The organism is Streptomyces sp. NPDC001231 (genome assembly GCF_042896885.1).
Taxonomy (GTDB): Bacteria; Actinomycetota; Actinomycetes; order Streptomycetales; family Streptomycetaceae; genus Streptomyces.
In genome coordinates this window covers 174,641-187,810 of sequence record NZ_JBIAXS010000006.1, presented here as the reverse complement: position 1 = coordinate 187,810, position 13,170 = coordinate 174,641, and the positions used below count along the sequence as shown (strand labels likewise).

Sequence of the window (13,170 nt, the reverse complement as noted above, 5' to 3'; positions counted from 1 at the left end):
GAGGCGCTCAGTTCTCGCGCTTCTCCTTGATCTTCGCGGCCTTGCCGCGCAGCTCGCGCAGGTAGTACAGCTTGGCGCGGCGCACGTCACCCTTGGTGACGAGCTCGATCTTCTCGACGATCGGGGTGTGCACCGGGAAGGTGCGCTCGACGCCGACGGAGAAGGAGACCTTGCGGACCGTGAAGGTCTCGCGCACGCCGGAGCCCTGGCGACGGATCACCACGCCCTTGAACTGCTGCACACGGGAGCGGTTGCCCTCGATGACGCGGACGTGGACGTTGACGGTGTCGCCGGGGCGGAAGGCCGGGACGTCCTCGCGCAGCGACGCGGCGTCGACGGAGTCGAGCAGGTGAGACATTTCGTCTGCTTTCTTCGTTGATGCCACAGGTCATCAACGGAAACTAGATGTACGGGGTTGATGTTGCGCGGGTCGGGACGGGCGTCGTGTCCCCCTGCGGCAGGGGCGCACGCCGGACCGGCGCACAACAACGGTCTATTCTTCCACGCCGTCGGTCCTGCGCCAAAATCGGCCGTGCGCCTCAGCCTCGGGGTCCGGCGACCAGCCCAGGATGGACAGCATCTCGCGGTCCTTCTTGTCGAAGGCCTTCGGATCGCAGCGCTCGATGAGGTCGGGCCGGTGGGCCGTCGTGCGCCGCAGGGCCTCGTCGCGCCGCCAGCGGGCGATCTTCCCGTGGTGGCCGCTGAGCAGCACCTCGGGGATGCCGTGGCCGCGCCACTCGGGCGGCTTGGTGTAGACGGGGCCTTCCAGGAGGTTGGCCATCGTGCCGGGCGCGAAGGAGTCGTCGCGGTGCGACTCGGCGTTGCCCAGGACGCCGGGCAGCAGCCGCGCCACGGCCTCGGTGACGACCAGCACGGCCGCCTCGCCGCCGGCGAGGACGTAGTCGCCGATGGAGACCTCGTAGACGGGCATCCGGGTGGCGTACTCGTCCATCACCCGGCGGTCGATGCCCTCGTAGCGGGCCGGCGTGAAGATCAGCCAGGGGCGCTCGGAGAGCTCCACGGCGAGTTCCTGGGTGAAGGGGCGGCCACTGGGCGTCGGGACGATGAGCGCGGGCGCGTGCGAGCCGGTCTCGTAGCCGTCGGCGAGGACGGTGTCCAGGGCGTCGCCCCAGGGCTCGGTCTTCATGACCATGCCGGGGCCACCGCCATAGGGCGTGTCGTCGACCGTGTGGTGGCGGTCGTACGTCCAGCCGCGCAGATCGTGGACGTGCACGTTCAGCTGTCCACGCGCGCGTGCCTTGCCGACGAGGGAGACGTTCAGGGGTTCCAGGTACTCGGGGAAGATCGTGACGACGTCGAGCCGCATCAGGACTCTTCCTCCGCGGACGTGTGGGAGGAGGCGCCGGGTCCGTCGGCGGCCTCGTCACGGACGCCCTGGTCGTCGATGAGGCCGGGCGGCGGGTCGACGACCGCCCGCTGCTCCTCCAGGTCGATCTCGGTGACGATCTCCCCGACGAACGGGATCATCACCTCGGTGCCGTCCGGACGCTCGACGATCAGGAGGTCCTGGGAGGGCAGGTGGGAGATCTCGGTGATCCGGCCGACCTCCTTGCCGTCCGCGGTGACGACGTCGAGGTCCATCAGCTGGTGGTCGTAGTACTCGTCCTCGCCCTCGGGAAGCTCCTCCGGGTCGATCTCGGCGATCAGGAGGATGTTGCGCAGGGCCTCGGCGGCGTTGCGGTCGCGCACGCCCTCGAAGCGCAGCAGGAGGCGGCCGCTGTGGACGCGGCCCGTCTCGATGGTCAGCGGGCCGGCGGACGCCGGGTCGGTGGCCAGGACGGCGCCGGGGGCGAGCCGCAGTTCGGGCTCGTCGGTACGTACCTCCACGGTGACCTCGCCCTTGATGCCATGGGCGCGGCCGATCCGTGCGACTACCAGCTGCACGTGGAAGCTCTCCTGTCGGAAGTCTGAACGCGAGCCGCCGGGCGGCTCATACGACTACGGGCCGGGGACGGCCCAGCGGCCCTCCCCGGCCCGAGCCGGTTGCGAAAAGCGTCAGCGGACGTGGTCCACGTCGACGAGGTCGACACGGACACCGCGGCCGCCGATGGCGCCCACGACGGTACGCAGGGCGCGTGCGGTGCGGCCGTTGCGGCCGATCACCTTGCCGAGGTCGTCCGGGTGCACCCGGACCTCGAGCACACGTCCGCGGCGCAGGTCGCGCGAGGCGACCTGCACATCGTCAGGGTTGTCGACGATGCCCTTCACGAGGTGCTCAAGCGCCTCCTCGAGCATGCTGCTCAGGCCTCGGTCGACTCAGCCGAAGAAGACTCGGCGGCGGCCTCGTCCTTCTTCTCAGCCTTCTTCTTCTGGGTGATGGCCTCACCCTTGTTCTCGTCGTCACCACCGATGGCCTCGAACGACGGGCGCGCGGCCTTCTCGGTCGGCTGGAGCAGCGGCGCAGGGGCGGGCTCGCCCTTGAACTTCTGCCAGTCGCCGGTCTTCTTCAGGATGGCGAGCACGGGCTCGGTCGGCTGGGCGCCGACGGAGAGCCAGTACGCCACACGCTCGGCGTTGACCTCGATGCGCGAGGGGTTCTGCACCGGGTGGTACAGACCGATCTCCTCGATGGCCCGGCCGTCACGGCGGGTACGGGAGTCGGCGACGACGATGCGGTAGTGAGGCGAACGGATCTTGCCCAGACGCTTCAGCTTGATCTTGACTGCCACGGGAGTGGGTTCTCCTGGATTTGACGTGGTTGGGCACGGCGGAGATGCCGCGTGGGGTTGCGGTACCCGAGTGCCCGACGGACGCGTCAGCCGGAGGAGAGAGGGGTCCTGTACGGCTGTCGAGTACAGCTAGCCATTGTGCCACACCTGGCAGGCCTCCCCCCGCGGAGGGTGCGGGGGCCGCCCCCGGGCGCGACTGAGCCGCACCCGGCGCTCCGGGTGCCGTGGATGCGAGCGCCTGCCCGCGCCGGCGGGGGTGCCGCCGCGTACGGCGGCACCCCGCGCACCAGTCCTGCTGCTCATCCGGCACCCACGAGATGCCGGTACGCAGTGAGCCGGTCAGCCGGCCGCCGCGCCCACCGGCTCCGGGATCCTGAACGGCTTGCCGCAGCCGCCGCACATGATCGGGGCCTGGGCCAGGACCGAGGGGACGACCCGCACATTGCGACCGCAGTCGCAGACCGCCTTGACCCTGACCCCGCCGCCGGACGAGCCGTGGCGGGCGGCCGGTCCGCGGAAGGAACGGCCGGTGTCGGCGGAGGTGGCGGCCGAGTGGGCCTTCAGCGCACGCTGGAGGCGCTCGATCGTCGGGCGGTAGCGCCGCTTCGCCTCGGGGCTGAGCGTGACCAGCGAGAAGCCACTGCTCGGGTGCGGCTCCTCAGGGTGATCCAGGCCCAGCTCCTCGGAGATCGCGAGGAACCTGCGGTTGTGGTAGCGGCCGGCACGGGACGTGTCGCGTACGCCGCGCGCGGCGGCGACGCCATGGACTGCCTCGTGAAGCAGTCGCTCGAAGGAGAGTTCGTGTCCGCACGCGGACGACGACTCGCCGATCAGGGACTCAGGCGCGGCAAGGTCCGGCAGCTCGGGGTGGTACCGCTGAATGTCGGCCCACGCCTGCGCCAGCTCTGCGGCGAGAACAGGTGGTGTCGTGCTCACGTAATGACAACGAGCCGGAGGGCCGCTGTGTTCCTATTCCGGGGCATCCCAAATAATTTGCACGTACCCGTCAGTCGTCGCTGATGCGTCCTGACGAGGGCGGGTGCGCTGATCTGCGGAGAAGCCGCACAGCTCCGCCCAAGGTGGTGCGCAAAGGGAGTACGCACCGGCGCGTACGCCCCTCGCGCACGCGGGGGGCGTCGGGATCGCGCCACGCGCAAGAGGCGTTTCGGCCGCATCCCGGCCGGGGACCCTCGTCCCGGTAAGCGCCCGCGACGCCCGCGAGGTTACCCGGTGCGCCTCCGGCGTCCGGCACCGGCCCACAGGACAAGCCGACTTCCGGCCACGTCGATCTCGGATCCAGGTTGCCGGGATGTGAAATCCCGGCCCGCACCGCCACAGGACACAAGCAGGGCCCCGCGACCCCTGGACGCGAGGGAGGGCTCGGAGTTACCTGGCATACGGGGGAAGTGGGAGCGCACGGCACGGGGGCCACGGAACCGGGCACAGCGACAGCACTCGGCGGATTGGGGCGCCCATCCATGACACCTGCGCTCGTGCGGCAGCACGTACGGCACACGGCAACAGTGCCCGACGCGGAGCCACGCGCACGCGCGCGTGACTGGTCCGAGATCCAGGAGCGGATGCTGGTCCCGCTCTACGAGGCCGTCTACGCGCGACTGGACGTGGGCTCCGGCACACGGCTGCTGGCCCTCGGCTGCGGCTCCGGACTCGCCCTGCTCCTGGCCGCGGCCAGAGGCGCGACGGTCACCGGTGTCGACTCCTCCTGCCCCGAGCGGCTCGCCCTCGCCCGCAGGCGGCTGCTGCCGGACCCGTGGGACACACGCACGCGTGCGACCGCCCGGATCGTCGACGGATCACCGCGGGACGCCGCAGTTCCGGGCAGCCCCGCGTACACCGTCGTGACCGCCTTCGAGCCGATCGGCTGCCTCGCGGGAGACTCGGAGGGGCCGGCCGGTCTGCTCGCCGCCGCGGCACCGCTCGCCGAGAAGGGAGCGCCCGTGGTCCTGGCCGGCTGGGGACCGCCGGAGCGCTGCGCGACCTCGTCCGTGCTGCGGGTGGCGACCAAGCTCGCCGATCCGCTGCGCGGCCCCGGCAGTTGGCGCCCCGCCCTGCGCGACGACCTGGAGGAGGTGGCCCAGCGTGCCGGTCTGCGGCCGGACGGCTCCGGCCGCGTCGCCTGCCCCTTCGGGTACGCCGACCTCGACAGCGCGGTACGCGGACTGCTCTCCACGGGGCTGTTCGACGCGGCCGTCGCCGCCACCGACCGGAACCAGGTCGACAAGGAACTCACCGAGGCCCTGCACGCACACCAGCGGCCGGACGGCACCGTGTGGATGCCCAACGTCTTCCGGTACCTGATCGCACGGACCCCCTGAATGCGGACGCCCTGAACACGACGCCCCGGACCCGGACGCCCGGACACCGGCGCGCGCCCGCACACCCCCGAACCTCACTGGACGCCGTCGGCCTCCGCCTCCTTCCGCAACCGGGTGATCCCGGCGACCCGGTAGGCGTCGGCCTCCTCCAGCGTCTCGTTCTCCAGCAGCGCCTGCGCCAGCGCGTCCAGCTGCCCCCGGTGGTCACGCAGCTTGCGGCACGCCTCCTCGTAGCACTCGTCGACGATGCGCCGCATCTCGCTGTCGATGGCGTCCAGGGTCTGCGGGGCGGCGGCGAGCCCGTAGGCCTGCTGGGCGTCGTCCGGCAGGGCGGAGAGGCGGCCCAGGTGCTCGCTCATGCCCCAGCGGGCCACCATCCCGCGCGCGATGCCGGTGACCTGCTCGAGGTCGTGCTCGGAGCCGGTCGTGACGACCCCGTAGACGACGTGTTCCGCCGCCATACCGCCCAGCGCACCGATGATGCGGCCCCGCAGGTAATCCTCGGTGTACGCGTACTTGTCGGACTCCGGCGTCGACAGCGTCACCCCGAGCGCCCTCCCGCGCGGGACGATGGTGATCTTGCGAACGGGGTCGGCGCCGGGCTGGAGCATGCCCAGCAGGGCGTGCCCGCTCTCGTGGTACGCGGTGCGCCTGCGCTCCTCCTCGGGCATCACCAGCGCACGTTCGGCGCCGAGCTGGACCTTCTCCAACGCCTCCGAGAAGTCGGCCCGCGTCACCTGCTCCTGCCGGCGCTTGACCGCGAGCAGGGCGGCCTCGTTGGCGAGGTTGGCCAGCTCCGCCCCGGTCATGCCCGGAGTCGTACGGGCCACCCGGGCGAGGTCCACGTCCGGGGAGAGCGGGATCTGGCGGGTGTGGATCCGCAGGATCGCCTCGCGGCCGCCCCGGTCCGGCGGCGAGACGCTCACCACCCGGTCGAAACGGCCCGGACGGGTCAGCGCGGGATCCAGCACGTCGGCACGGTTCGTGGCGGCGAGCACGATGACGCCCTCCGAGCCGGAGAAGCCGTCCATCTCCGTCAGGATCTGGTTGAGCGTCTGCTCGCGCTCGTCGTGCCCGCCCACCGAGGCACCGCCGCCCCGGGCCCGGCCGATGGTGTCGATCTCGTCGATGAAGACGATCGACGGCGCCACCTTGCGGGCCTCCGCGAACAGCTCGCGCACCCGGGAGGCACCCACCCCCACGATCATCTCGATGAACTCGGACGCCGACGCCGAGAAGAACGGCACATCCGCCTCACCGGCCACGGCCCGCGCGAGCAACGTCTTGCCCGTGCCCGGCGGTCCCGTGAGCAGCACCCCGCGGGGCATCTTCGCGCCCATGTGGCGATAGGCGTCCGGATGCTCCAGGAAGTCGACGACGTCGTCCAGCTCGCCCTTGACCTCGTCGATGCCCGCCACGTCCGCGAAGGTGGTGCGCTGGGTGCCCGGCTGTAGTTCGATCGGCCTGGGCGGCGTCTTGCGCCCCAGCAGACCGCCCGGCCCGCCCAGACCCGAGCCGATCCGCCGTGCGAAGAAGATCCACAGCGCCGCCAGCACCGCGATCGGCGCCAGCGAGAGCAGGAGATTCGACAGCAGGCCGCGCTCCTGCACGACCGGCTGCGCGGTCACCGTGACATGGTGGCTGCTCAGGCTCTGCCAGAGCTTGTCGTCCGCGAAGGCCGGACGCTGCGTCTTGAACTTGGTGTACTTCCCGCCGCCCTCGGGTTTGGCCTGGGCGCTCCTGAGCCGGCCCTGGATCGCGTCGCCCTTGGAGTAGATCGTGCCGACGTTGCCCGCGCCGAGCTGCCTGCTGAACTCGGTGTACGAGATCGTCGGCTCGCTGCCCTGGTTGTAGTAGCTCAGCCCGCCGTAGGCCACCAGGAAGACGATCACCGCGGTGACGAGCAGGCCCCACCACCTGCCGCGCATCCTTCTGCCACCGGGCCGCCTCGGCGGCTCGTCCGGCGTGCCCTCGGTACGCCACGGCTGGTCAGAGCCGTTGCGCGGCGGCGCGACATTGCTCATATCTGGACGTTACGGCACATGGCGTACACCGGCACGCGCTGAGGGCGCCCCTCCGTGGAAGGGCACCCTCAGCGTCGTCCAGACGCCGTACGAGTGACAAGCGCGTCCCGTAAGACGCTCGGGGTGGGCCTCAGCCCATGAACTTCTTGAACTCGTCCGGAAGCTCGAAGTCCTGGCCGGCCTGCTGCGGCAGTCCCAGGGCGCCGCCGGCCTGGGCGGCGGCGCGGCGGGCCGCCTCCTCCTGCTCCTGCTGCTTGCGCTTCATCGGGTTGCCGGAGCGCTGCTTGCCCTTGGCCTTCTTCGGCTGCTTCTTGGACCGGCCGGGACCGCCGCCCATGCCCGGGATCCCCGGCATGCCGGGCATACCGCCGCCCTGGGCCATGCGGGACATCATCTTGCGCGCCTCGAAGAACCGCTCGACCAGGTTCTTCACCGCGCTGACCTCGACGCCGGAACCCTTGGCGATACGGGCGCGGCGCGAGCCGTTGATGACGGTCGGGTCCTGGCGCTCGCCCGGGGTCATCGACTTGATGATCGCGGCCGTGCGGTCGACGTCCCGCTCGTCGATGTTGTTGATCTGGTCCTTGATCTGGCCCATGCCGGGCAGCATCCCGAGCAGCTTGCTGATGCTGCCCATCTTCCTGACCTGCTCCATCTGGGCCAGGAAGTCGTCCAGGGTGAAGTCCTGGCCCTTCTTGGACGCCAGCTTGGAGGCCATCTTCTCGGCCTCTTCCTGGCTGAACGTCTTCTCCGCCTGCTCGATCAGGGTGAGCAGGTCACCCATGTCGAGGATGCGGGAGGCCATCCGGTCCGGGTGGAAGGCGTCGAAGTCGTCGAACTTCTCACCGTTGGACGCGAACATGATCGGCTTGCCGGTGATCTGCCGGATCGACAGGGCCGCACCACCGCGGGCGTCACCGTCGAGCTTGGACAGCACCACGCCGTCGAAGCCGACGCCGTCGCGGAAGGCCTCCGCGGTGTTGACGGCGTCCTGACCGATCATCGCGTCGACGACGAACAGGATCTCGTCGGGGCTGACGACGTCCCTGATGTCCGCCGCCTGCTGCATCATCTCCTGGTCGATGCCGAGGCGACCGGCGGTGTCCACGATCACGATGTCGTGGACCTGGGTCCGCGCGTGCTCGATGGAGTCCTTGGCGACCTTGACCGGGTCGCCCACACCGTTGCCCGGCTCGGGCGCGTACACGGCGACGCCGGCGCGCTCGGCGACGACGCTGAGCTGGTTGACGGCGTTCGGACGCTGGAGGTCACAGGCGACCAGCAGCGGGGAGTGACCCTGCTCCTTGAGCCACTTGCCGAGCTTGCCCGCGAGCGTGGTCTTACCGGCGCCCTGCAGACCGGCCAGCATGATCACGGTGGGCGGCTGCTTGGCGAAACGCAGGCGGCGGGTCTCGCCGCCGAGGATCGTGACCAGCTCGTCGTTGACGATCTTGAGGACCTGCTGGGCCGGGTTCAGCGCCTTCGAGACCTCGGCGCCGAGGGCACGCTCCTTGACGTTCTTGATGAACGAACGCACGACGGGGAGGGCGACGTCGGCTTCGAGCAGGGCGATGCGGATCTCGCGCGCCGTGGCGTCGATGTCCGCTTCGCTCAGGCGCCCCTTGCCCCTGAGGGACTTGAAGGTGGCTGAGAGGCGGTCGGAGAGAGTATCGAACACGGCGGCGTCGGTCCTCGGCATAGGCGACAGGATGGATCGCCCTCCAGGGTATCCGGCCCCGCAAGGGATTCGTCCCCGCCCGCCCGCGAGGTCACGTCCGCAGCGCCTCCTCCAGCCGCCGCACCACGGACGCCGCCTCCTCGTCGGGCAGCGGGTCGCCCGCCGGGCCGGTGACGTAGAAGGCGTCCGCGGCGTTCGCTCCCAGCGTGCTGACGTGCGCGCTGCGCACCCGTACCTTCGCGTCCTCGAGCGCCCGCCCGATCCGGAACAGCAGCCCCGGCGCGTCCTGGGCGCGTACCTCGATCACGGTGGCGTGCCGGGAGGCGGCCGGGGCGACCGTGACCCTGGGCGGGGGTGCCGCCACGCCGTGGCGGCGCGGGTAGGCGGCGTCCCGTTCGGCGAGGCGGGCCGCGATGTCGAGGGAGCCGTCCAGGGCCCGGACGAGGTCGGCGCGCAGCCGGGCGGCCCGGGGCAGGGCGCCGTACTCGGCGGCCACGCGCCAGTCCAGCAGCAGTACGGAGCCGGGAGCGACGCCGTCCGGCAGGTCCAGGGGCCGTAGCTCGGCCGTGCGGACGGTGAGCCTGTGGGTCGCCAGCACTCCGGCGACCGAGGGCAGGACGCCGGGCTGGTCGGGGACGGCGATCAGCAGCTCGACGCCAAGGGGGTCGGGCTCACCGGGGTACTCCTCGATGGACGGTTCGGTCCGCGCCCGCAGTGCCAGGGCCGGCCCGCCGGTGCGGAACGCCTCGATGGCGAGCCGTTCCTGCTCGGCGGTGGGCGCGGCGGGCTCGGGCTCGTCGGGGACGTCCCCGGCGAGGACCGCGCCGACCCGTCCGACCAGGTCGGTGACCAGGGAGCCACGCCAGGACGACCAGGCGGCCGGCCCGGTGGCCAGGGCGTCCGCCTCGGTGAGGGCGTGCAGCAGTTCGAGGGTGCTCTGGGTGCCGACCGCCTCGGCGACGGCGTGGACGGTGACCGGGTCGTCCAGGTCGCGCCGGGTGGCGGTCCGGACGAGCAGCAGGTGGTGGCGTACGAGGGTGGCGAGCACCCGGGTGTCCGCCGGGTCGAAGCCGATGCGCCCGGCCACGTCCGCGGCGATGCCCTCGCCGGCCGCGCAGTGGTCGCCGGGCCGGCCCTTGCCGATGTCGTGCAGCAGCGCGGCGACCAGGAGCAGGTCGGGGCGGCCGACCCGGCGGGTGAGGGCGGAGGCGCGTACGGCGGTCTCGATCAGGTGGCGGTCGACCGTCCAGCGGTGGACGGGGTTGCGCTGCGGGCGGCAGCGCACCCGCTCCCAGTCGGGCAGCAACCGGGTGATCAGCCCCTCCGCCTCCAGTGCCTCCCAGACCTCGACGGTGGGGCGGCCGGAGCCGAGCAGGGTGACGAGCTGTTCGCGGGCCTCGGCGGGCCAGGGCGTGGGCAGGGGGCACGCGGTGGCCGCGAGGTGCCGTACGGCGTGCGGTGAAAGCGGCAGGCCTGCCTGCGCGGCGGCGGCCGCTGCGCGCAGCGGAAGCACCGGGTCGCGTTCGGGGCGCGCGGTGCGGGCGAGCCCGACCTCGCCGTCCTGTTCCACCACCCCTTCGGCGAGCGGCGTCCGCTCCACGACCGGCCGCCCGCCGCCGAGCAGGGCGCGCAGCCTCGGCCGCACGGCGCGCGACCGGAGCACGCGTCCCACCTCGCGCCAGGTGACGTCACCGGCGTACGAGAGGACGCGTGCCGCCTCGTACACCTGGCGCAGGAGCGCGTCGGCGTCGGGCAGGCCCAGTTCCGCGGCGACCTGGTCCTGGTCCTGCAACGCGAGCCGGTCGGAGGCGCGGCCCGTCGTCAGGTGCAGGACGTCGCGCACGTCCAGCAGCCGGCGGCGGGCGTCGGCGAGGCCCTCGCGCGGTGCGTCGGCGAGCCAGGAGGCGGCGACGGCGCGCAGGGCGGTGGCGTCCCGCAGGCCACCGCGGGCCTCCTTCAGGTCGGGTTCCAGGAGGTACCCCAACTCGCCCTGCCGTTCGGCGCGTTCGGCGCACAGCTCCCGGAGTTCGGGCAGGCGTCTCGGCGCCTGGTTGCGCCAGTCGGCGAGGATCGCGGTGCGCAGTGCGGTCGTCAGGCCGAGGTCGCCGGCGAGGTGCCGGGCGTCCAGCAGGCCGAGCTGGACCTTGAGGTCGTCGCGCGCCGCCCCGCGGGCCTCGGCCGGGGTGCGGACCGCGTGGTCGAGGGCGATGCCGAGGTCCCACACGGGGTACCAGAGGCGGTCGGCGAGGGCGGCGATCTCCTCGGTGTCGCCGCCGTGCAGGAGCAGCAGGTCCAGGTCGCTGCGGGGCGACAGCTCTCCGCGCCCGTAGCCGCCCACGGCGACGAGGGCGACGCCCCGCGGTCCCCCGGCCGCCCTGGTGAACAGCTCCGCGAGCCAGCGGTCGGTCAGTCCGGCGAGCGCGGCCCGGCGCGGTGGCCCGGACCGCGCCCCCTCGGTGAGGAGGCGCAGCCGGGCCGCCGCGTAGCCGCCCGGCCCCGCGTTCTCCGCTTCGCTTCGCACGTCCGCGCCCGTCACCGGCGGCTCCTGTTCCTCGCGCTGTTCAGAGCGCGTCCGGGCCGCGCTCGCCGGTGCGGACCCGGACCGCCGTCTCGACCGGCACGGACCAGACCTTGCCGTCACCGATCTTCCCTGTGCGGGCGGCCTTCACGACGACCTCGATCAGCTGCTCGGCTTCGTCGTCCTCGGCGAGCACCTCGATGCGGATCTTGGGCACCAGGTCGACGGTGTACTCGGCTCCGCGGTAGACCTCGGTGTGGCCGCGCTGACGTCCGTAGCCGCTCGCCTCGGTGACGGTGAGACCGTTGACGCCGAACGCCTGGAGGGCCTCCTTGATCTCGTCGAGCCGGTGGGGCTTGACCACGGCGGTGATGAGCTTCATGCGTCCACCTTCCTGCTCTGCGTGGCGGCCTTCTTGATCTGCGCGGCGGCCAGGGCCGGGGTGGTGACGGCGGTGACGACTCCGCCGCCCGCGCCGGTGAGGTCGTAGGCGGTCTCGGCGTGCTCGGCCTGGTCGATGCCGGAGATCTCCTCGTCCTCGATGACCCGCATGCCGATGGTCCGGTCCAGGAGGAAGGCGAGGACCCCGGAGGCGATCAGGGAGTAGGCGAGGATGGCGAAGACACCGGCGCACTGCTTCCAGAACTGCTCCAGGCCACCGCCGTAGAAGAGGCCCTTGACGGAGGACTGGCCCTTGCCGCTGGCGAAGAAGCCGATCAGCAGGGAGCCGACGACGCCGCCGACCATGTGGACGCCGACCACGTCGAGGGAGTCGTCGTAGCCGAACCGGTACTTCAGGCCGACCGCCATGGCGCACAGGACGCCGGCGACGGCGCCCACGGCCATCGCGCCGAGCGGGGAGACGGCGCCACCGGACGGGGTGATCGCGACCAGGCCGGCGACCGCGCCGGACGCGGCTCCGAGGGTGGTGAACGCGCCGTGCCGGATCTTCTCGTAGGCGAGCCAGGCGAGCATGGCGGTGCCGGTGGCGACCTGGGTGTTGACGAACATCAGCGGGCCGACGCCGTCGTCGTTGCCGAGCCAGGAGCCGGCGTTGAAGCCGAACCAGCCGAACCACAGCAGGCCCGCGCCGAGCATGACCAGCGGGAGGCTGTGCGGGCGCATCGGGTCCTTCTTGAAGCCGATGCGCCTGCCGATGACGAGGATCACGCCGAGTGCCGCCGCGCCGGCGTTGATGTGGACCGCGGTACCGCCCGCGAAGTCGATCACTCCGAGTTTGCCGGCCCAGCCGCCGGGGCCCCAGACCCAGTGGGCGACCGGGAAGTACACGACCGTGGCCCACAGCACCAGGAACAGCGTCCAGGCGCTGAACTTGACCCGGTCGGCCAGGGCGCCGCTGATCAGGGCGGGGGTGATGATCGCGAACATCAGCTGGAAGACGGCGAAGACGAAGACCGGGATGGTGTATCCGGGCCACAGTTCGGTCTTGCCGATACCGCTGAAGCCGACGAAGTCGGAGGTCCAGCCGATGAGGGAGCCCCGGTCGGCGCCGAAGGCCATCGAGAAGCCGTAGAGCACCCACAGGACGGTGACGACGCCGAGGCTGATGAAGCTCATCATCAGCATGTTCAGCGTGCTCTTGACCCGGACCATGCCTCCGTAGAAGAAGGCCAGACCGGGGGTCATCAGCATCACCAGGGCGGAACAGATGAGCATGAAGCCGGTGTTGGCGGACGACAGTTTGGGTGCGTCCGCCGCCAGCAGGATGGCGGCTGATGCCATCGGCGTCTCCTCGTCGGTCGGTGCGGCCCCGTACGGGCGGCCGGGCGAAGCCTTGCGCGGTCCGGTCGGCCAGGGGTTGGGCCGGCCGACCGTGCCACGAGACTGGCCCGGCGCGGTTTCGGTGGACGCCTCGCGTTGTTTCGCCGGGGTGACGAAGAGGTCTGCTGTGTTACGTGCCGGT

The 13,170-nt window shown here is 71.8% G+C and carries 12 protein-coding genes; 1 reads left to right on the top strand and 11 read right to left on the bottom strand.

Going from position 1 to position 13,170, the window contains the following annotated elements; translation table 11 throughout:
- Positions 1–7: 7 nt before the first annotated feature.
- From rplS to ACFY3J_RS09920, 6 genes are all read right to left on the bottom strand, one after another.
- Positions 8–358, bottom strand: a complete 351-nt coding sequence (rplS, locus tag ACFY3J_RS09945; protein ID WP_225079370.1) for a 50S ribosomal protein L19 — start codon at positions 356–358, stop codon at positions 8–10.
- Between the two features lie 135 nt (positions 359–493).
- A complete protein-coding gene (trmD, locus tag ACFY3J_RS09940; protein ID WP_384182594.1) occupies positions 494–1,327 on the bottom strand; it encodes a tRNA (guanosine(37)-N1)-methyltransferase TrmD in 834 nt (277 codons plus the stop codon).
- Positions 1,327–1,905 (bottom strand): ribosome maturation factor RimM, encoded by a 579-nt coding sequence (rimM, locus tag ACFY3J_RS09935; protein WP_384182590.1) that lies wholly within the window; start codon positions 1,903–1,905, stop codon positions 1,327–1,329. Before rimM ends, trmD begins: the two co-directional genes overlap by 1 nt.
- Positions 1,906–2,016: 111 nt before the next feature.
- Positions 2,017–2,256 (bottom strand): RNA-binding protein, encoded by a 240-nt coding sequence (locus ACFY3J_RS09930; protein WP_005479813.1) that lies wholly within the window; start codon positions 2,254–2,256, stop codon positions 2,017–2,019.
- Positions 2,257–2,261: 5 nt separating this feature from the next.
- Positions 2,262–2,690 (bottom strand): 30S ribosomal protein S16, encoded by a 429-nt coding sequence (gene rpsP / locus ACFY3J_RS09925; protein WP_384182588.1) that lies wholly within the window; start codon positions 2,688–2,690, stop codon positions 2,262–2,264.
- A gap of 339 nt (positions 2,691–3,029) precedes the next feature.
- Complete coding sequence (locus ACFY3J_RS09920; RefSeq protein ID WP_358734707.1) at positions 3,030–3,626, bottom strand: hypothetical protein; 597 nt, start codon at positions 3,624–3,626, stop codon at positions 3,030–3,032.
- A gap of 542 nt (positions 3,627–4,168) precedes the next feature.
- Between ACFY3J_RS09920 and ACFY3J_RS09915 the strand changes: the two genes are divergently transcribed.
- Complete coding sequence (locus tag ACFY3J_RS09915; protein WP_390840685.1) at positions 4,169–5,026, top strand: SAM-dependent methyltransferase; 858 nt, start codon at positions 4,169–4,171, stop codon at positions 5,024–5,026.
- 74 nt (positions 5,027–5,100) lie between these two features.
- Here the strand turns inward: ACFY3J_RS09915 and ftsH are convergent, their stop codons facing one another.
- From ftsH to ACFY3J_RS09890, 5 genes are all read right to left on the bottom strand, one after another.
- Positions 5,101–7,050: an ATP-dependent zinc metalloprotease FtsH gene (gene ftsH, locus ACFY3J_RS09910; protein WP_384182581.1), complete on the bottom strand. Its 1,950-nt coding sequence runs from the start codon at positions 7,048–7,050 to the stop codon at positions 5,101–5,103.
- Positions 7,051–7,180: 130 nt separating this feature from the next.
- The gene (ffh, locus tag ACFY3J_RS09905) at positions 7,181–8,728 is read right to left on the bottom strand and encodes a signal recognition particle protein (RefSeq protein ID WP_384182627.1); all 1,548 of its coding nucleotides are present in this window, start codon (positions 8,726–8,728) and stop codon (positions 7,181–7,183) included.
- A 91-nt stretch (positions 8,729–8,819) separates the two neighbouring features.
- Positions 8,820–11,264 (bottom strand): [protein-PII] uridylyltransferase, encoded by a 2,445-nt coding sequence (locus ACFY3J_RS09900; RefSeq protein ID WP_390840683.1) that lies wholly within the window; start codon positions 11,262–11,264, stop codon positions 8,820–8,822.
- 25 nt (positions 11,265–11,289) lie between these two features.
- The gene (locus tag ACFY3J_RS09895; protein WP_225079378.1) at positions 11,290–11,628 is read right to left on the bottom strand and encodes a P-II family nitrogen regulator; all 339 of its coding nucleotides are present in this window, start codon (positions 11,626–11,628) and stop codon (positions 11,290–11,292) included.
- Positions 11,625–12,989: an ammonium transporter gene (locus ACFY3J_RS09890; RefSeq protein ID WP_390840682.1), complete on the bottom strand. Its 1,365-nt coding sequence runs from the start codon at positions 12,987–12,989 to the stop codon at positions 11,625–11,627. The genes ACFY3J_RS09895 and ACFY3J_RS09890 overlap by 4 nt, the downstream gene beginning before the upstream one ends.
- Positions 12,990–13,170 lie beyond the last annotated feature (181 nt).

Excerpts from the sequence above, each read along its gene's own strand:
- rplS (WP_225079370.1), bottom strand. The coding sequence starts at position 358 with ATGTCTCACCTGCTCGACTCCGTCGACGCCGCGTCGCTGCGCGAGGAC.
- trmD (WP_384182594.1), bottom strand. The coding sequence starts at position 1,327 with ATGCGGCTCGACGTCGTCACGATCTTCCCCGAGTACCTGGAACCCCTG.
- ACFY3J_RS09930 (WP_005479813.1), bottom strand. The coding sequence starts at position 2,256 with ATGCTCGAGGAGGCGCTTGAGCACCTCGTGAAGGGCATCGTCGACAAC.
- ACFY3J_RS09915 (WP_390840685.1), top strand. The coding sequence starts at position 4,169 with ATGACACCTGCGCTCGTGCGGCAGCACGTACGGCACACGGCAACAGTG.
- ftsH (WP_384182581.1), bottom strand. The coding sequence starts at position 7,050 with ATGAGCAATGTCGCGCCGCCGCGCAACGGCTCTGACCAGCCGTGGCGT.
- ACFY3J_RS09895 (WP_225079378.1), bottom strand. The coding sequence starts at position 11,628 with ATGAAGCTCATCACCGCCGTGGTCAAGCCCCACCGGCTCGACGAGATC.
- ACFY3J_RS09890 (WP_390840682.1), bottom strand. The coding sequence starts at position 12,989 with ATGGCATCAGCCGCCATCCTGCTGGCGGCGGACGCACCCAAACTGTCG.